This window comes from Pseudomonas sp. B329, from assembly GCF_023127835.1.
GTDB lineage: Bacteria > Pseudomonadota > Gammaproteobacteria > Pseudomonadales > Pseudomonadaceae > Aquipseudomonas > Aquipseudomonas synxantha_A.
Genome location: NZ_SPKP01000022.1, coordinates 19,173 through 37,578, shown reverse-complemented (window position 1 = coordinate 37,578; position 18,406 = coordinate 19,173). Strand labels below are relative to the sequence as shown.

Sequence of the window (18,406 nt, the reverse complement as noted above, 5' to 3'; positions counted from 1 at the left end):
CCCGCGCCACAGTCATCTATGGAATAAACAGCCCTGCGCAAATTTGACCCACAGGTTTACAATCGTTGCTCCTGATCAGGAGTATCGCTGTGCTGACTCATCTCGATTCCCAAGGTCGCGCCCATATGGTCGACGTCACCGACAAAGCCGTGACGTTCCGTGAGGCCGTGGCCGAAGCGCGGGTGCGCATGTTGCCCGAAACCCTGACAATGATTGTCGACGGCGCCCACCCCAAGGGCGACGTATTTGCCGTGGCCCGCATTGCCGGGATCCAGGCGGCGAAAAAAACCAGTGACTTGATCCCCCTGTGCCACCCGCTGATGCTCACCGGGGTCAAGGTCGAACTGCGCGCCGATGGCGTGGATGCCGTGCATATCCTGGCGCGCTGCAAACTCTCAGGCCAGACCGGCGTGGAGATGGAGGCATTGACTGCCGCCAGCGTCGCGGCACTGACGATCTACGACATGTGCAAGGCCGTGGACCGTGGCATGACCATCGAAAGCATTCGCCTGCTGGAAAAGCTTGGCGGTAAAAGCGGGCATTTCAAGGTGGACCCTGTATGAGTATCAACGTGCTGTTTTTTGCCCGTTACGCCGAAGCGGTAGGCTTTGACTCTCTGGAGATGGAGGGCGATTTCGCCACCGTCGATGCTGTGCGCCTGGCGCTGGCCGCTGACCCGGAGTTTGCAGTGCTCAACGAGAGCAGCCTGATGTGCGCACGCAATGAAGAACTGTGCGGCCTTGATGAACCGGTGCAAGCGGGTGACGAAGTCGCGTTTTTCCCACCCGTAACCGGAGGCTGAGCATGGCCATTCGTGTGCAGGTCGAAGCCTTTGATCCTGGCGCCGAAGTCAACGCCATGCACGCGGCCAATGTGGGCGTAGGCGCGGTGGTGAGTTTTGTCGGTTATGTGCGTGACTTCAATGACGGGCGCGAGGTGTCGGGGATGTTTCTTGAACACTACCCCGGCATGACCGAAAAAGCCCTGACCAAGATCGTCTTGGAAGCCGAGCAGCGTTGGCCGTTGCTCAAGTTGGAGGTGCTGCATCGCATCGGCACGCTGGAGCCGGGAGAGCCGATTGTGTTTGTCGCTGCGGCCAGTGCGCATCGGCAGGCGGCCTTTGATGCGTGTGCGTTTGTGATGGATTACCTGAAGACGCGGGCGCCGTTTTGGAAGAAGGAAAATACCCCGGACGGCCCGCGTTGGGTGGAAGGGCGGCACAGTGATCATGCGGCGGCGGATCGCTGGAAGCCATAGCTTATACAGGGCTGCTAACCGATAGCGATATTAAAAATGGATCTATCGAACTGTCAGATCTGACAGTTGTTTCGCCCCCCCTCTGCAGGTTCTGATGGTATCAGGGCTAACTTAATGAAGGGGTGGGACATGGTCGCGCAACCAAGCAAGTGCCGTTTGTCGAGGTTCAGCATCAGTCGTCCTGCCAATACGGAGGCGGCGAATGGGCTCTATGCCAACGGACGCCATCAGTGTGAAGTCCTCATTGACGTTATTAAAGAAGTCAGTGGCGCTGGCGACGAGTGGGTCCGTGTGCGCTTAACTGATGAGGAGCGCGCCAGTGTCACCCTTGTTGAATGGTCAGAACATGGCAATCAAACGCTCGCTCCCGGGTGGAGCTGCGATGTAGAAAAAAATCAATTCACTCTTGGACTTTGGCGGGACAAATCACAGCAGCAGGAACCGATCAACGACTTGGTAGAGTGTGTTGAGCGTTCCTCAGAAGCTCCTATCAAGCGCTACTTGCGTTGCGACCCGGGCGCACCCATCGGGCCAGCAGTATTTATGGCGTGTGTGACGATTGAAAGTTGTATTTACACAACTTACAGCTTCAGAGATGAAGCTGCTCTTGAGTCTTTTGTCACCCTTAGCCCGGTCCGTCCCATGAGCTGGGATGCAGACGATATGGATCTCTATGTAGATTATCTTGCCTACGCCAGTGCACCGCCTTATCGCACGTCGGTGGATGTTTACTACTGGACACCTCCAGGCGGCTTGTGGGTGGTAAAAAACATGGGCTTTGATAGTCCGCTGAGTTTGCCTGGGGAGGGTAAGGATTTTCAGAGCGTTTTATCGTGGCATTCACCTCTTGATAACACTTCTTCGAGTAGGGTGGGAACATTTATAAATAAGGACGAGTTGGACTCGACACTTCATCTGCATGAGATTGATGCAGGGCTTCCTGCGCCATCGCCCAACCCCTTGATACCGTTTAACAAAAGACCGACTGTGCTGCGTGCGATCAGGTTGAAGTCTGCGCTGGTGCCTGCGAGTCGCGACACCAAGAGTTTTTGGCGGGTATTGGATAACTATGGCAATGAGCAAAAGTTTTTAGTGAAACAGATAGATTCAATGAACCTGCCTGGCGTTCCATTTTTTAAATTGACCGGTGAGATCGTTCGGACGCTGAGGGTCACTCATTTTAAAATCATGTTGCCCGGTGGCGGGACTTTTACCGATGAGCTGTATGCCAATAGTCGTCATCAATGCAAGGTGGTTGTTGAGGTTGCTATTGAACAGCGACAAACCGATGGGTATTGGCTGCCTGTCAGGCTTTCGGAAGCGGAGCGTAATGGCTTGACCGTTACGCTCTACTCGCCAAATGTCAATGAGCCGCTTCCAGAAGGTTGGAGCTGTGATAGGGAGAAAAACATTTACGATACGGGTCTCTGGCGTACACGTATCGATGAGGTAAGGCCGGATCAAAAACCAGAGGCCGTGGCCGGGCACGCTCAGCGACAAGTCGAGATCGTAGATCGCTATTTACGTGTGGATCCGAGTGTGCCCATCGACGAGCGCAGATTCATGGCGTCTATCGAGATAAGTGGTGTGACTTACACGACTAACTACAGTGAGGGTGATGTTGCATTTGACTCGTATGTAACGATTCGCGCAACACTACCCTATGCGTTGTCAACGAGCCAGCTTGTCGAGTATGTCGATAATGATGCTTATAGTGATAATCTGTGTGATGTCGATGTTTATTATTGGACACCCCCGGCGGGTTTGCGATTTCTTGTAAATAGAGGTCTTGACTCCCCTGCGTCAATTCCTGCTGAAGGATGGAATTTTCGCACCTCCTATTTTACAAGAAACAAGCAAAGTTCATTTACAAAGGGCGGAGTGGTGATTAATAAAGATACTGTTAATGCTTCAGTTTTGATAGGGGATGTTTTTAGCGGACATCCCAATCCATCCGGCGGCTCTGTCAGGTTCAATCGGCGATCGACAATAATGCGAGCTGTTCGTTTTTGTGGGGAATATAATATAACCGGTAGCAGAGATAATAATAGTGTTTGGCGCTTGTGGGATAATTACGGATGCGAACATGTTTTTAGAATTGAGCAGTTATGTGACGGAGATAAGCTTGGTTTGACGGATGTTTAGAGTGTTGTGGGTTTTTGGTTTCTCTCATTCTGGATTCTACGTTAAGTATCGGAGTCAGATATGGATGTTTACTCTCAAGCCTTTAATTTCCGCTCTTACTTCGGAGGCGGAGTAGACCCACGCACCGGCCAATACGGTTGTCGAATTCAGTTGGCCACCTTATACCCGCAAGGCCCGCTGGAGGTCAGTAGAACGATCGCGCTGTCATTCTCCATGATGAACATCGAGTCGGGTGTTTATGGGACTGGCTGGCGGATCAGCAATACCGAGTTTGATAGCGCTCGTTCTATGCTCACGCTGCTTACCGGCGAGCAATTCAAAACCCAGAGCCTGCCCTCTGCGGGCGGAACACTGGTGATCAAGGATCGCAAGCTTGCCGACCTGGTGGTCCAGCGGCCCGATGCCACGACGCTTCATGTGATTTACAAGGACGGTACCGTCGAGATTTTGAAGCGTACGGGCAGCACCACGTCCTATCGTATTGATGCTATCCAGTTTGAAAACGGTGAGCGTCTGAAATGGGAGTACGCGCCGGGTGGTTCTCTTGAACGTATTCTGGATCATGATCAGCAAGTGCTGCTGTTGTTGACCTATTCCAATGGGCGCTTGGTACGCAGTGATACGCGAGTCGACGGAGGACGTTATGCGCGTATCACCTTCACCCAATCGAACGCTCGGGTGACCGGTTTCACCGCTCCTTATGACAGTCGCGAATCTCCTCCCGGCGCAGGCTATGTATTGGAGTACGGACAAGCCTTTCGCAACGGCATGATTGCTATCCGTCGGGTGCGCTCACCGATGGGTGGTGACGAGTTGATCAACTACGCCGAAAACGGCCATCAGTATGCCAATGGTCAATACATCCCTCGCGTCACCAGTTGGGTCCATACACCCGCTGCCGGTCAGCCCGGCATGTCACGTACCTATAGTTACAGCCCAAGCAGGAATTTCACTGGCTATCCCTTTTCAGGCGGTTTTCGTGAGGGCGAAGACAACTTGTACCTGATAGGCAGTAAGTATGACTATTGGACGGAAGAGACCCGCATCGATAACACAACCCATGAGGCACCGCTGAGCGTTACGCGTACCACCTACAACAAATTCCACCTGCTGGCCGAGGAACAGGTCCTGCGCGAAGGCACCCTGACTACCAGGACCATTGAATATAACGTGAGCCCAGGGCTCTTCCCGGACCAGCCTCCCAACCTCCAGCTGCCAAAAATTCTCACCACGTGTTACGCGTTGGTGGCGGGTGGTGCGGAACGGGTGGTCAAGCTCGAGAGTGAGACTGACGACTACGGTAACGAGCTAAGCCGTACTGAGGCCTCCGGGGTTCGCATTGAATACAGCTATTACCCGATCAAAGGCGAGGCGGGTAAATGCCCGGCCGACCCTCATGATTTGTTTCAGCGTTACGTCAAGCAAGAGCGCCTTATCCCCGCGGAAGGCACGCCTGCCGCCCGACTCACCGAGTACACCCATACCCGTGTGCCACATATGGGTAGCAGCTACTTTGTCGTGCAGGAGTCGGTCACTCAGGCTGGTGTATTCAGCACACAGCAAACCTACTACGACACGCCAGCCGAGCTGGTTGGCCGGTTGAAAAGCACCACGTCTACCATTGATGGCCTGCAATTAGTCAGCAATTACGATTACACCGTCACCGGCGACACGCTGAGCGAAACTCGCCGGCTATTGGGGCGTGAGGGCCACTGGCTGGAGTCAGTGCGCACGCACTCTCTGGTCGACAGGCGCTTACTGTTGATGAGCCGGGACGGAGGGGCAACGCTGGTCACCGCGTACGATGTCGCAGGACGATTGACGGCGCAGACAGCCTCGCCAGGTGAGCCGCAGGAGGCCAGCCGTTGTTTTGTTTATCACTATGCAGCGTCAGGGAAACGCGCTCATTTGGTGATGACTGATGCGCAAGGCCGCAGTACCGTCACTTACTTCGACGGGGCAGGACGGCCAGTTGCCGAGGCATTGTTACTGGAGAATGGCGCAAAGGAGCAGCCCCTCGGGACCTGGCGCTACGATGCCCTTGGGCAAACGGTGGAACGGACTCATATTGATTATCTGCCGGATGGCGAGCGTGTATTGACCACCGGCTACGCTTATAACGCGTGGGGCAACGCCTGCCGTGTAAGCCGCGCCGATGGCAGCGTGGCGATCGATGAATATGACCCAAGACTGCACCTGCGTGTAACGGGGGTCGAGGGCGGCGAGCTCCTGGAAGCCTATCTGAATGCTCACCATCAGCCGTTCCTGGTAAACCGGGTGGACGCCCTGGGGCAGGTCACTGAAGTGGAGTCATGCCTCTATGACGGCCTGGGGCGCTGCCTGTCACGGGTGGACGTGGACAAGCATCGCACCGTTTACACCTATGACCTGTTCGACCGCGTGTTGACCACCCTCCACACGCCCTCGGATGGCAGCCCTGCACGGCTGCGCACGGTGGCCTATGCGCATGGAACCAGCGAGTCGCTGCCCAGTTCAATCAGTATCGATGGCAAGCAGGTGGGATCGCGCACCTACGACAGCCTGGGGCGTTTGACTGCTCAGTCCAGGGGCACGGCACCCGCCACCACTTGGCACTATGAGACAAACTGGACCGAACCTGTCGCCGTGGTCTCGGGCAGTGGGCACCGTCAGCAATGGACCTACGACAAGCAGTTGAGCACACCAGGCACGGTCAAAATGGCGGGGCACACGGATAGGCAGTACCGGCATGATCCGGTCAGTGGTCAGCCGACCTATTCAGAAAGCGGCGCGCTCAAACATGAGTTATTCCATGATGTGAACGGCTACCCGGAAAAAGAGATACAGACGGTCCTCGGTAGGCCGCAGACCACGCAGTATGGTTATTCAATCGGCGGGCGTATGTTGCAACACACCACGGATGATGGGCAGCGTAGCGACTTTGAATATGACTCCCTGGGCAGGGTTTGCACGATGACTGCTGGGACGGTAGTCATTGAACAGCGCTATGACATGTTTGCGCGACCAGATGTACTGACCACTCGCTACGCCGATACTGAGGTGGTCACACAGGTGAGTTACGACACCTTGGGGCGGGAGGCGCAGCGGCGCTTTTTGCACAATGGCGTGCTGCTACACGTCATGAGCAGCACTTATCATCCCAACAGCCTGCTGGCCAGTCGCATTGTGCGTGACGCAGCCTCTGAATTGGTGATGGGGGAGACCTTTACCTATGACGCCTTCCTGCGGCTCAAGGATTATGGCTGCGAGGGGCGTGAACATCCCCGGGATTGGTTGGGGCGCGACATCGTTGGGCAGCAATTCAGCTTCGACAGCCTGGATAACATCACAGGCGTCGTGACAACTTTCGCTGACGGCACGCAGGACATCAGCGAGCGGTTTTTCACCGACGCAGACCCCACGCGCCTGACCCGTGTGACCCACTCCAACCCGTTGCAGGATGATGCCCTGACCTATGATGCGGCGGGTAACTTGACCGGGGGGCCAGCAGGGCGAACGTACACCTATAACGGCTATGACCAGTTGACCTGCGTGCAGGAAGGTTCCCAGCAGTGCAGCTACGAGTACGATGCCGAGTCTCGACAAGTCGTGGCGACCCGTGACAATGAATCACCGGTGGCCATGGTCTATGCGGCGGATCATCTGGATAGGTTGGTGCAGGGCAGTAGAAAACTGCGTTACTTCAATGCCGGGGGCCAAGTGCAGGCGCGTACCGGCGGCGTCGAGGGGCCGCAGCTGCATCTGAATGACGGTGCCGGTACCGTGCGCGGCGTGGTGGCGCCTGGGCAAGCGTCTGTACAGCGTCATTACGCTCCGTATGGCGAGGGCCAGGTTGTGCCGCAGGACGGCAATGTGCGATCGATGGCGGATCTGCAACTGCCGGCGTTTAACGGCGAGCGTCTGGATGCGGCGGTCGGCCTTTACCATTTGGGCGCGCGTGCCTATGACCCGCGCTTGATGGTATTTCTTTCGGCTGATCCATTGGCGCCTTTTGCTGAGGGTGGGATTAACAGCTACGCCTACTGCGCTGGTAACCCGATCAACCTCATCGACCCGAGTGGGCTTTTTCCAAAGTGGCTGGCTTGGGTGCTGACCGGGGTTGCGCTGGCCTTATCGGTGGTGGCGTTCAAGGTTGCAGTGGTCGGGATGGCGGCGGCGCTCGCTAAAGGGGGGGTAAAGGCGGCAAATATTCTGGGCGTCATCGCTACGGGCTCTAGCTCGGTAGGCGGCACGCTGGGGATTACAGGGCTGAGTATCGAGGCCGTCGACAAGCAAATGGGGTGGGATCGTTCGCAGCACATCAAGAACCTTGGATGGGCGTCTTTCGGGTTCTCCAGTGTTGGCGTTGTTGCCAGTGTCGGCCTTTCTGTCACATTGGGGGCTAAAGCTTTTGCAGCCGCAGCGGGCAGGTCATCTGAAAAGACCATTGGATTCTTCTCCAGCCCCCTCGGCAGCGGGCTCGTTGCGGCAGGCAAAAACGCGACGGGGTTGTCTTACTCGCTCGCTGTCCCCGCCAAGATAACCACTGCCAGTCAACTTTTCGGCGGTGCCCGCTCGGTACTCAGGTGGACTAACTTCGGTCGTGGCTTGGATGCGCGAATCAAGAGCCTGCAAGCTCAGCCATCGGCCGACGACGAGCAGTCACAGCGCCAGCAGCAGCCACAGCCGCGCCCCATAAGCCTGGGGCTGGCAGACATGCCGGGGAGCAGTTTTCAGTTCTATGGGGAATTTCGAAAAGAGACTATGCGTATTCGTCAGCCTGTCTGGAGTGACCTGGGCGATAGTGACTGATCAGGACAAGACAGTGGGCGCATAAAAAATGCCAGTCAGGCTCGATGACTGGCATTGGTTCCACCTTACGGCCGTTTGCGTTCTACAGCTCGCAGCAAGTGCGTCGGCGGTGTCTCACAGCTGATCTTGCGCCCCAGCAGCGTCTCGATTGACGGCAACTGATACGAGTCATCCTCCCCGGCAAAGCTGATCGACACACCCGCCGCGCCTGCGCGACCGGTACGCCCGATGCGGTGCACATAGTCGTCCGGCACTTCCGGCAAGGTGAAGTTGATCACGTGGCTGATGCCGTCGATATGAATACCGCGACCAGCTACATCGGTAGCCACCAACACTCGGATCTTGCCTTCGCGGAAGCCTTCCAGGGTCTTGATGCGCTTGTGCTGCGGCACGTCGCCCGACAGTTGCGCAGCATTGACGCCGTCGCGCACCAGGCGTTCTTCGATGCGGCGCACTTCGTCCTTGCGGTTGGCAAAGACCATCACCCGCTCCCAGCCATTGTCGTTGACCAGGTTGTAGAGCAGCTTGTACTTGTCGGCACCGGCCACGGCGTAGATGTGTTGCTCGACGTTTTCGCTGGCGACGTTCAGCGCCTCGATCTCGACGATGGACGGGTCGGTGGTCCACTGCTTGGCGAGGTTCATCACGTCTTCGGTGAAGGTTGCGGAGAACAGCAGGGTCTGGCGCTCGGTTTTCGGCGGGGTCTGGCGAATGATCTGGCGTACTTGCGGGATAAAGCCCATGTCGAGCATCCGGTCGGCTTCGTCCAGCACCATCACTTCGACCATATCCAGATGCACGTCGCCGCGCTGGTTGAAGTCCAGCAGGCGGCCTGGAGTGGCGACCAGGATGTCGCAGTGACGGGCTTCGAGGTGCTTGAGTTGCTTGTCGAAGTCCATGCCGCCGACAAAGGTCATCACGTTGAGACCGGTGTACTTGGTCAGGTCGGCGGCGTCCTTGGCGATCTGCACCACCAGCTCGCGGGTCGGGGCGATGATCAGCGCGCGCGGTTCACCCATGTAGCGTTCCTTGGGCGGCGGCGTCTGCAGCAGCTGGGTGATGATCGAGATCAGGAATGCGGCGGTCTTGCCGGTACCGGTCTGGGCGCGGCCGATGGCGTCTTTGCCCGCCAGGGTGAAGCCCAGCACCTGCGCCTGGATCGGCGTGCAGTACGGGAAGCCCAGGTCCTGGATGGCGTGCATCAGTTCCGGGGCCAGCTTGAAGTCGTGGAAGCGGGTTTTGCCTTCCTGGGGCTCGACGACGAAGTCTTCGAGTTTCCACGGGGTCACCGGCGGCTTGGGCGCGCGTTCGCGACGAGGTTTAGCCGCAGGTGCTGGGGCGGCCTCGGCAGGCGTTACCTGTTCAGGCGGCGTCACCGTGGGTTTTTTCGGTGAGGCGGCAGGCGTAGTCCGGCCAGGCTGTGGACCGTCATTGCGGTTGCCGGGCTTGGGGGCAGGAGCACTGGGAGCAGGCGCGAGCGGCTCAGCCTCGCTTTTGCCGAACATCTTCTTGAGTGCTTTGAGCACGGTCATCTCATTAATTGGTTAAGGAATGTACGCCGGCCAGTGTAATGCAAGAATCGGGCGCGGCGTAGTGCGTCTGTCATACGGCTACATAAACGCGGGTTTCAGCGCAGGCGTTCAGCCAGCCAGGTGCCGATATCGCGTATCTCTTCGGGTAACACTTCGTGGCCCATTGGGTATTCCTGCCATGTCACGGTGACACCACGGCTCTTTAAATGCTCGTAGGCGCTACGACCCATGGCGTTCTGGACGACGTCGTCGTACTGGCCATGCAGGCAGAGGGCGGGAATGCGTTGCTGGCTGGCGGACAACTCCAGCTCATCGTCAAAGGTCGGTGCATACGTGGAGAGGGCAATTACGCCACCCAATGGACCTTCCCAGTGTTTGAACGCCGTGTGGAAAACCACTGCGCCACCCTGGGAGAAACCCGCGAGAAAAATTCGCGAAGCGTCTATTCCGGTTCTCTTTTGTGCCTCGATCAAATCCGTGACCATGTTGGCCGAGGTTTCCAGTTCTTCCAGGCTGATCGAACGTGCCGGGCTCATGGCCTTGATGTCGTACCAGCTCGGCATCTCATAACCGCCGTTGATGGTCACCGGGCGCATCGGCGCCTGGGGCAAAACGAAGCGGGTGGTCAGCAAGCTTTCCTGCAGCGCCTCGGCCACCGGCAGGAAGTCGTAGCGATCGGCACCCAGGCCATGCAACCAGATAACGCAGGCGTCTGCGGGCTTGGCGGGCTGAAGAATCAAGGGGTCGGTCATGTCTGCTCCATATATGTGCGCACGCTTGGATTGGGGGCATCGGGACGGTGCGCGACAGGTTGATCTGTTAAGAGAATGTCGCCAGGTTGAATCTTTTACCACTGAACAGGACGGGCAGCGACTCGGCCAGCACTCTGGTACGCGCCTTGCTATGTGATAGGTCGATGTCAGAACTCTCCCAGGGCGGTAACACTATCAGTGACTGCCGCCGGTGGGAAAGCAACTGGAATTACCGCAAAAACCTCATGCTGCTTGACCCCAAAAAAAGCCAACACGGGTCGATATCGCCTCATAAGGGTGCGCTGAGGTTGGAGCTTGGACACAACAAGAGCAACTGGAGGTATGTAATGAAGGTATTGAAGTCCACCCTGGCCATCGTCACAGCGGCGGCTGTACTGGGTGTCAGTGGTTTAGCCCAGGCGGGTGCCACCCTGGATGCCGTGCAGAAAAAAGGCTTTGTGCAATGCGGCGTAAGTGACGGCTTGCCGGGTTTCTCGGTGCCGGATGCCAGCGGCAAGATCCTCGGGATTGACGCTGACTACTGCCGTGCCGTGGCCGCTGCGGTTTTTGGTGACGCCACCAAGGTCAAGTTCAGCCAGTTGAACGCCAAGGAGCGTTTCACCGCGCTGCAATCGGGCGAAGTCGACATCCTGTCGCGCAACACCACCATGACCAGTTCCCGCGATGCGGGCATGGGCCTGAAATTCCCGGGCTTCATCACCTACTACGACGGCATCGGCTTTCTGGTCAACAACAAGCTCGGCGTGAAAAGTGCCAAGGAACTGGACGGTGCAACCATCTGCATCCAGGCGGGTACTACCACTGAGCTGAACGTTTCCGACTACTTCCGCGCCAACAACCTCAAGTACACCCCGATCACCTTCGACACGTCTGATGAAAGCGCCAAGTCGCTGGAATCCGGGCGTTGCGACGTGCTGACTTCCGACAAGTCGCAACTGTTCGCCCAGCGCAGCAAGCTGGCTGCGCCGAAAGACTATGTGGTGCTGCCGGAAACCATTTCCAAGGAGCCACTGGGTCCGGTGGTGCGTAACGGTGACGACGAGTGGCTGGCCATCGTGCGCTGGGTGGGCTACGCCATGCTCAACGCCGAAGAGGCCGGTGTGACGTCGAAGAACGTTGAAGCTGAGGCCAAGTCCACCAAGAACCCCGACGTTGCGCGTCTGCTCGGTGCCGACGGCGAATACGGCAAAGACCTGAAAGTGAAGAAGGATTGGGTCGTACAGATCGTCAAGCAAGTGGGTAACTACGGCGAAATGTTCGAGCGCAACCTGGGCAAGAGCACCCCGCTGGAAATCGACCGTGGCCTGAACGCGCTGTGGAACAACGGCGGTATCCAGTACGCACCTCCTGTGCGCTGATCGCTGATGGTTCTATCACCCGGTGGGCCAACCGCCGGGTGATGTTCTGTTCCATTCCTTGCGGGGCATTCCATGCAAAATCTCATCGGCGCACCCAAGCAGAAGCTCAGCTTCAGCGATCCCAAAGTGCGCGCGTGGCTCTTCCAGATCATCACCATTGTGGCGGTGGTCTCGCTGGGCTGGTACCTGTTTCACAACACCCAGACCAACCTGCAACACCGGGGCATCACCTCCGGCTTCGACTTTCTTGAGCGCAGTGCCGGCTTTGGCATCGCGCAGCATTTGATCGACTACACCGAATCGGACAGCTACGCCCGGGTGTTTGTGATCGGCTTGCTCAATACCTTGCTGGTGACGGTCATTGGTGTGGTGCTGGCAACCCTGCTCGGTTTCATCATCGGCGTGGCGCGCCTGTCGCCCAACTGGATGATCAACAAGCTGGCGACGGTCTATGTTGAAGTCTTCCGCAACATTCCGCCGCTGCTGCAGATTCTGTTCTGGTATTTCGCGGTGTTCCTGACCATGCCGGGGCCGCGCAACAGCCATAACTTTGGTGACATGTTCTTCGTCAGCAGCCGTGGCCTGAACATGCCGGCGGCGCTGGCGGCCGATGGGTTCTGGCCGTTTGTCGCCAGCGTGGTGGTCGCTATCGTGGCTATCGTGCTGATGACCCGCTGGGCCAACAAGCGCTTTGAAGCGACAGGCGTACCGTTCCATAAATTCTGGACGGGCCTGGCGCTATTGATTGTGATCCCGACGTTGTGCGGGTTGACCTTCGGCGCACCGCTGCATTGGGAAATGCCCAGGCTTGCCGGCTTCAACTTCGTCGGCGGCTGGGTACTGATTCCGGAACTGCTGGCGTTGACCCTGGCCCTGACCGTGTACACGGCGGCCTTCATTGCGGAGATCGTACGTTCGGGCATCAAGTCCGTCAGCCATGGCCAGACTGAAGCGGCACGCTCGCTGGGCCTGCGCCCGGGGCCTACGCTACGCAAGGTCATCATCCCGCAAGCCTTGCGCGTGATCATTCCCCCGTTGACCAGCCAATACCTGAACCTGGCGAAGAACTCCTCGTTGGCCGCCGGTATCGGCTACCCGGAAATGGTTTCGCTGTTTGCCGGCACGGTGCTCAATCAGACCGGCCAGGCCATCGAAGTCATTGCCATCACCATGAGCGTGTACCTGGCGATCAGCATCAGCATTTCCCTGCTGATGAACTGGTACAACAAGCGCATTGCGCTGATCGAGCGGTGAGGAAACGCCAATGACTACGCATACGTTCAAACCTGATATGCCACCCCCGGACAAAGTCTTCGGGCCGGTGGCCTGGATGCGCGCCAATCTGTTCTCAAGCTGGCTTAACACGCTGCTGACTTTGCTGGCGATCTACCTGGTGTACCTGGTGGTGCCGCCGATCCTGCATTGGGCGATTCTGGACGCCAACTGGGTCGGCACCACGCGCGCCGATTGCACCAAAGAGGGCGCCTGCTGGGTGTTCATCCAGCAGCGCTTCGGGCAGTTCATGTATGGCTATTACCCCGTGGACCTGCGCTGGCGCGTGGACATGACGGTATGGCTGGCCATCATTGGCGTGGCGCCGTTGTTCATCTCGCGTTTTCCACGCAAGGCGATCTACGGCCTGGGCTTTTTGCTGCTGTACCCGATCATTGCCTATTGCTTGCTGCATGGCGGCGTGTTCGGGCTGAGCAACGTGGCGACCAGCCAATGGGGCGGCTTGATGCTGACCCTGGTGATCGCCACGGTGGGCATCGCCGGCGCCTTGCCGTTGGGCATTGTACTGGCGTTGGGACGGCGTTCGAACATGCCGGCGATTCGGGTGGTTTGCGTGACCTTCATCGAGTTCTGGCGCGGCGTGCCGTTGATCACGGTGCTGTTCATGTCATCGGTGATGTTGCCGTTGTTTCTGCCCGAGGGCATGAACTTCGACAAGCTGTTGCGTGCCCTGATCGGCGTGATTCTGTTTCAGTCGGCCTATGTGGCTGAAGTGGTGCGCGGTGGCTTGCAGGCGATCCCCAAGGGGCAATACGAAGCGGCTGCGGCGATGGGCCTGGGTTACTGGCGCAGCATGGGCCTGGTGATCTTGCCGCAAGCCTTGAAGATGGTGATACCGGGCATCGTCAATACGTTCATCGCACTGTTCAAGGACACCAGCCTTGTGATCATCATCGGCCTGTTCGACCTGCTCAACAGCGTCAAGCAAGCCGCCGCCGACCCCAAATGGCTGGGCATGGCCACTGAAGGCTACGTGTTTGCCGCCCTGGTTTTCTGGATTTTCTGTTTTGGTATGTCGCGCTATTCCATGCATCTGGAACGCAAGCTCGACACCGGCCACAAGCGTTAGGAGTTGTTTTAATGAGCCAAGCAATCAAACAGCCGGTGAGCCCTGAAGGCATTATTCAGATGCAGGGCGTCAACAAGTGGTACGGCCAGTTCCACGTGTTGAAAGACATCAACCTCAACGTCAAGCAGGGCGAGCGCATTGTGCTGTGCGGGCCGTCGGGCTCGGGCAAGTCCACCACCATTCGCTGCCTCAACCGCCTGGAAGAGCACCAGCAAGGCCGCATCGTGGTCGATGGCGTGGAGTTGACCAACGACCTCAAGCAGATCGAAGCGATCCGCCGTGAAGTGGGCATGGTGTTCCAGCACTTCAATCTGTTCCCACACCTGACCATCCTGCAAAACTGCACGCTGGCGCCGATGTGGGTGCGCAAGATGCCCAAGCGCAAGGCCGAGGAAATTGCCATGCACTACCTTGAACGTGTACGCATTCCAGAGCAGGCCCACAAGTTTCCGGGGCAACTGTCCGGCGGCCAGCAACAGCGTGTGGCCATCGCCCGTGCCTTGTGCATGAAACCGAAAATCATGCTGTTCGACGAGCCGACCTCGGCACTCGACCCGGAAATGGTGAAAGAGGTTCTGGACACCATGATTGGCCTGGCCGAAGACGGCATGACCATGTTGTGCGTGACTCACGAAATGGGCTTTGCGCGCACCGTGGCCAACCGCGTGATCTTCATGGACAAGGGCGAGATCGTGGAGCAGGCGGCGCCGAATGACTTCTTCGACAACCCGCAGAATGACCGGACCAAGTTGTTCTTGAGCCAGATACTGCATTGATCAATGGTTGAACACATAAACCCGGCCTGGTGCCGGGTTTATTGTTTGTCGGCCAGGGAGCCGCGAGCGCCTCTGGCTTCGTGTTGACGATATGAGTGAGACCGCGCAAATACCTTGGCATAGCCACTCTGCTGCTTCTTTTGCTACCCAGGCACTCTGGTGCGTTGCCTTTGCAGGCAACTGCGAATAGCCTCGTCGGCGCCCAGTTACGTCAGGCCCTGAACATCTCACCGCATCGCCAGGCTGTATTCGAGCTGCATATCGCCTTGCTCGACGCGGCAGAAAATCAAGACCCCGAACGTGCCAAATCCCTCTGCCGGCAGTTGATCAATGAACCTTGAAGCCAAACGTACGACTGAACTCGAAGAACTGTTGATCGACGCCGAATCCGATGACGAGGCCGTCCAGCAGGCCCATCCGCGGGTGGTTCGCCCGTGGCTCCTGCTACTGGGCCTGGTACTGGTGGCGTTGAACCTGCGGCCGGCGCTGTCGAGCATGTCGCCACTGCTGGCTGAAGTCTCCAGCAGCCTTGGGTTATCTGCGGCCAAGGCCGGGTTGCTGACCACTTTGCCGGTCTTGTGCCTGGGCCTGTTCGCGCCCACTGCGCCGATCCTGGCCAGACGTTTTGGCGCCGAGCGCGTGGTGCTGGGCATTCTGCTGACCCTGGCCGCGGGGATTATCCTGCGCAGTTCGTTCGGTGAAGTGGGGCTGTTCGCCGGCAGCCTGATTGCCGGTGCGAGTATTGGCATCATTGGCGTGTTGCTGCCGGGCATCGTCAAGCGCGATTTTGCCCGGCAGGCGGGCGCCATGACCGGCGTCTACACCATGGCGTTGTGTCTAGGGGCTGCGTTGGCTGCGGGAGCCACGGTGCCCCTGAGCCAATATTTCGCAGACAGCTGGGCCATCGGTCTGGGGTTTTGGGTTATTCCGGCGTTGCTGGCGGCCTTGTTCTGGTTGCCGCAAGTGGGGCAAAAGCACGGTGCCCATCAGGTGGCTTACCGGGTCAGAGGCTTGCTGCGTGACCCGCTCGCCTGGCAGGTGACTTTGTACATGGGCCTGCAATCGTCCCTGGCCTACATTGTGTTTGGCTGGTTACCGTCAATCCTGATCGGACGTGGCCTGAGTGCTACCGAAGCCGGGTTGGCGCTCTCAGGCTCCATCATCGTGCAACTGCTCAGTTCCCTGGCCGCACCGTGGTTGGCCACCCGAGGCAAGGACCAGCGCCTGGCGATTGTGGTGGTGATGCTGCTGACCCTCGGTGGCCTGTTCGGTTGCCTGTATGCGCCGCTGGACGGTTTATGGGGCTGGGCGATTCTGCTCGGCCTGGGGCAGGGCGGCACCTTCAGCCTGGCGCTGACTTTGATCGTGCTGCGCTCGCGTGACGCTCACGTCGCCGCCAACCTGTCGAGCATGGCCCAGGGTATCGGTTACACCCTGGCGTCAATGGGTCCGTTTGCGGTTGGCCTGGTACATGACTGGACCGGCGGCTGGGCGGCTATCGGCTGGATCTTCGCGGTGATCGGCCTGGGTGCGATTGTCGCGGGTCTGGGCGCCGGTCGTGAGCGCTACGTACAGGTCACCAGCGAGAAGCTCTAGAGGTAAACCACTTCCAGAGTGGCCGAACCATCGAGCGGGGTGTCCACGCTCAGGTCCAGGTTTTGTCGAGCATTGATCACCGTCTGCACGGTGACGGTGCTCAGCATTAAACCGATGGCCGCGGGCCCGCTGACACTGCCCTCCACATCGGTAAAGCCCAGGTAGCTCCTGGAGCCGATGTCGATGGGGTTGAGGTTGGACGTGCGCCACGCCAGGCCCCCGGTAGTGGACTCGGTGCCGTAGATCTGCGCAATGTTGCCGGCCTGGGTCTGTCGTGGGTCGAAGGTCATGGAGTAGACCCCCAGGCGATTGCCGCTGATATCGAACCCCAGGCCGTAGTAAATCTCGCTGTCGACCATGGCCGAGCCGTCGCGGTTGTCGCGCATGCGCAGGGCAAAGCGAACCGTGCCCGTGCAGGCGATGCCGACGGTCAGGGTCTTGACGGGCAGGCGCGTGGCGGTCGCCAGGTGCAAGTCCTGTTGGGCAATCTTGCCGTAGTCAATCAGGGCGCCGCCGGGGAACTGCGGCAAGCAGGCGGAGGGAGTGATCAAGCCTTTGACACTCAGGTCCACCGCCGAGGCGGCTAGCACAGAGGGCGTGCTGGTCAACAGCAACAGACTGGTAAAGAGGCGGGTTTTCACGGGACGAGTTCCTCACAGTGACGGGTCAGGGGTAGACGATTTCGATAGTGCCGGAACCATTGATATGCACCACCTCGCGAAGATCCAGGCTTTGCATGGGGGCAAGGTAAGACTTGAGACGCATCGTGCCGGTCAGGGTCTGGATGGCCACCGGGCCGGTGGTGACGCCCGTCGTGTCGGTAAACCCCAGCAGGCTGTTGGCGGCCATGGGGATTTGCCGCGCGGTGGAACTGCTCCACGCCACGCCGTTGCTGGTGGAGTCGGTGCGGTACAGCGCGGGCAAGGTGTCGGCGCTGAATTCGGCCGGGTCGATAGTCAGGTAAAATCGCCCGATTTTGTTGCGACTGGCATCCAGGTCCAATCCATAAGCGGTTTCATCGGTACCGCCCGTGGCCGAACCGTCGCGGTTGTCTTTCATGCGCAGAGCAAAGCGGATCGGCGCATCGCAGGTCACACTCAGGCGCAGTGTGCGAATGGGCAGCGGTGTTTCAGTGGTGGCATTTAGGTCTTTGGCATACAGGGTGCCGTAGTCCACTACGCCCTGGTCGGATAATGTCGGCAGGCAGGCGATGGGCGCAAAGTGCGCGCGCACGGCCAGTTCCCGGTAGCGTCCGTTTTGTGCGCTGTACAACATCCCGGAAACTTCCCAGGTGGTGTTGTCGCGCACTTGAGTGGCAGCGGGGTCGGCCCAGGCGCGCAGCGTCAGTTGCAACGACAGGGTGTTGCCCCTGAGCACCGCACCGTGTGCGACCGGCGCGATGCCATGGCCGGAACGCCATTCCAGCACCGCGCCATTGGCCACGGGCGCCTGGCCCGCAGCAGGTAGCAGCCCCAACTCTACGGCGCGACCATCGAGCACGGCGTTGCCGGCTTCGATGGCATAGCTGCCATGCGGGGTAAATTGCAGGCGCTGCGGGCTAGCGGCCAGTGCGCGATAGAACAGGCTCAAATCTTGCGCTTGCGGACAGTTGATGGTCACGCTCAGGCGCCGCTCGCCAAGCAAGCGCTCCAGCGCACTGTCGCTTTGTGCCAGGCGGCTCATCAAGCCGAAATCGATCAGGGATTCGCTGACATTCAGTTGGCATTCTTCCAAGGCGTGGGCGGTGCCGGCCCCGCCGATCAATAACCACAGGCACAGTTGGCGCATACATGTTGCGAAGGGCATGACGGGATCC

14 protein-coding genes and 1 pseudogene are annotated in these 18,406 nt (G+C 58.6%); 11 read left to right on the top strand and 4 right to left on the bottom strand.

What is annotated here, in order from left to right:
* Window positions 1-89: 89 nt before the first annotated feature.
* From moaC to E4P00_RS13595, 5 genes are all read left to right on the top strand, one after another.
* Window positions 90-563, top strand: coding sequence for a cyclic pyranopterin monophosphate synthase MoaC (gene moaC, locus E4P00_RS13615; protein ID WP_078820331.1), 474 nt, complete (start codon window positions 90-92; stop codon window positions 561-563).
* Window positions 560-802 (top strand): molybdopterin converting factor subunit 1, encoded by a 243-nt coding sequence (moaD, locus tag E4P00_RS13610; protein WP_032877676.1) that lies wholly within the window; start codon window positions 560-562, stop codon window positions 800-802. Before moaC ends, moaD begins: the two co-directional genes overlap by 4 nt.
* 2 nt (window positions 803-804) lie before the next feature.
* On the top strand, window positions 805-1,257 hold the full coding sequence (gene moaE / locus E4P00_RS13605; protein WP_078820332.1) for a molybdopterin synthase catalytic subunit MoaE: 453 nt from the start codon (window positions 805-807) through the stop codon (window positions 1,255-1,257).
* Between the two features lie 129 nt (window positions 1,258-1,386).
* Window positions 1,387-3,402 carry a hypothetical protein gene (locus E4P00_RS13600; protein ID WP_248131743.1) on the top strand — a complete coding sequence of 672 codons (2,016 nt, stop codon included), beginning with the start codon at window positions 1,387-1,389 and terminating at the stop codon, window positions 3,400-3,402.
* A gap of 60 nt (window positions 3,403-3,462) precedes the next feature.
* Window positions 3,463-8,193, top strand: a complete 4,731-nt coding sequence (locus E4P00_RS13595) for an RHS repeat-associated core domain-containing protein (RefSeq protein ID WP_248131741.1) — start codon at window positions 3,463-3,465, stop codon at window positions 8,191-8,193.
* Window positions 8,194-8,258: 65 nt separating this feature from the next.
* Here E4P00_RS13595 and rhlB read toward each other — a convergent pair whose 3' ends face one another.
* Complete coding sequence (rhlB, locus tag E4P00_RS13590) at window positions 8,259-9,725, bottom strand: ATP-dependent RNA helicase RhlB (protein ID WP_078820335.1); 1,467 nt, start codon at window positions 9,723-9,725, stop codon at window positions 8,259-8,261.
* Window positions 9,726-9,820: 95 nt separating this feature from the next.
* On the bottom strand, window positions 9,821-10,477 hold the full coding sequence (locus E4P00_RS13585; protein WP_078820336.1) for an alpha/beta hydrolase: 657 nt from the start codon (window positions 10,475-10,477) through the stop codon (window positions 9,821-9,823).
* Window positions 10,478-10,824: 347 nt separating this feature from the next.
* Between E4P00_RS13585 and E4P00_RS13580 the strand changes: the two genes are divergently transcribed.
* From E4P00_RS13580 to E4P00_RS13555, 6 genes and pseudogenes are all read left to right on the top strand, one after another.
* Window positions 10,825-11,856, top strand: a complete 1,032-nt coding sequence (locus E4P00_RS13580; RefSeq protein ID WP_032877669.1) for an amino acid ABC transporter substrate-binding protein — start codon at window positions 10,825-10,827, stop codon at window positions 11,854-11,856.
* Between the two features lie 72 nt (window positions 11,857-11,928).
* A complete protein-coding gene (locus E4P00_RS13575) occupies window positions 11,929-13,110 on the top strand; it encodes an amino acid ABC transporter permease (RefSeq protein WP_005785047.1) in 1,182 nt (393 codons plus the stop codon).
* A 10-nt stretch (window positions 13,111-13,120) separates the two neighbouring features.
* Window positions 13,121-14,218 carry an amino acid ABC transporter permease gene (locus E4P00_RS13570; protein ID WP_032877666.1) on the top strand — a complete coding sequence of 366 codons (1,098 nt, stop codon included), beginning with the start codon at window positions 13,121-13,123 and terminating at the stop codon, window positions 14,216-14,218.
* An 11-nt stretch (window positions 14,219-14,229) separates the two neighbouring features.
* Window positions 14,230-14,994 (top strand): amino acid ABC transporter ATP-binding protein, encoded by a 765-nt coding sequence (locus E4P00_RS13565; RefSeq protein ID WP_005785051.1) that lies wholly within the window; start codon window positions 14,230-14,232, stop codon window positions 14,992-14,994.
* A gap of 185 nt (window positions 14,995-15,179) precedes the next feature.
* Window positions 15,180-15,335, top strand: a pseudogene (locus E4P00_RS13560) (GntR family transcriptional regulator); the annotation flags it as partial.
* Complete coding sequence (locus tag E4P00_RS13555) at window positions 15,325-16,590, top strand: CynX/NimT family MFS transporter (RefSeq protein ID WP_248131739.1); 1,266 nt, start codon at window positions 15,325-15,327, stop codon at window positions 16,588-16,590. The pseudogene E4P00_RS13560 and the gene E4P00_RS13555, both read left to right, overlap by 11 nt.
* Here the strand turns inward: E4P00_RS13555 and E4P00_RS13550 are convergent.
* The gene (locus tag E4P00_RS13550) at window positions 16,587-17,231 is read right to left on the bottom strand and encodes a DUF1120 domain-containing protein (RefSeq protein ID WP_223017610.1); all 645 of its coding nucleotides are present in this window, start codon (window positions 17,229-17,231) and stop codon (window positions 16,587-16,589) included. The genes E4P00_RS13555 and E4P00_RS13550 overlap by 4 nt on opposite strands.
* A gap of 25 nt (window positions 17,232-17,256) precedes the next feature.
* A complete protein-coding gene (locus tag E4P00_RS13545; protein ID WP_248131736.1) occupies window positions 17,257-18,396 on the bottom strand; it encodes a DUF1120 domain-containing protein in 1,140 nt (379 codons plus the stop codon).
* Between the last annotated feature and the right edge of the window lie 10 nt (window positions 18,397-18,406).

Excerpts from the sequence above, each read along its gene's own strand:
- E4P00_RS13570 (WP_032877666.1), top strand. The coding sequence starts at position 13,121 with ATGACTACGCATACGTTCAAACCTGATATGCCACCCCCGGACAAAGTC.
- moaE (WP_078820332.1), top strand. The coding sequence starts at position 805 with ATGGCCATTCGTGTGCAGGTCGAAGCCTTTGATCCTGGCGCCGAAGTC.
- E4P00_RS13600 (WP_248131743.1), top strand. The coding sequence starts at position 1,387 with ATGGTCGCGCAACCAAGCAAGTGCCGTTTGTCGAGGTTCAGCATCAGT.
- E4P00_RS13595 (WP_248131741.1), top strand. The coding sequence starts at position 3,463 with ATGGATGTTTACTCTCAAGCCTTTAATTTCCGCTCTTACTTCGGAGGC.
- E4P00_RS13575 (WP_005785047.1), top strand. The coding sequence starts at position 11,929 with ATGCAAAATCTCATCGGCGCACCCAAGCAGAAGCTCAGCTTCAGCGAT.
- E4P00_RS13555 (WP_248131739.1), top strand. The coding sequence starts at position 15,325 with ATGAACCTTGAAGCCAAACGTACGACTGAACTCGAAGAACTGTTGATC.
- E4P00_RS13585 (WP_078820336.1), bottom strand. The coding sequence starts at position 10,477 with ATGACCGACCCCTTGATTCTTCAGCCCGCCAAGCCCGCAGACGCCTGC.
- E4P00_RS13545 (WP_248131736.1), bottom strand. The coding sequence starts at position 18,396 with ATGCCCTTCGCAACATGTATGCGCCAACTGTGCCTGTGGTTATTGATC.
- E4P00_RS13580 (WP_032877669.1), top strand. The coding sequence starts at position 10,825 with ATGAAGGTATTGAAGTCCACCCTGGCCATCGTCACAGCGGCGGCTGTA.
- rhlB (WP_078820335.1), bottom strand. The coding sequence starts at position 9,725 with ATGACCGTGCTCAAAGCACTCAAGAAGATGTTCGGCAAAAGCGAGGCT.
- moaD (WP_032877676.1), top strand. The coding sequence starts at position 560 with ATGAGTATCAACGTGCTGTTTTTTGCCCGTTACGCCGAAGCGGTAGGC.
- E4P00_RS13565 (WP_005785051.1), top strand. The coding sequence starts at position 14,230 with ATGAGCCAAGCAATCAAACAGCCGGTGAGCCCTGAAGGCATTATTCAG.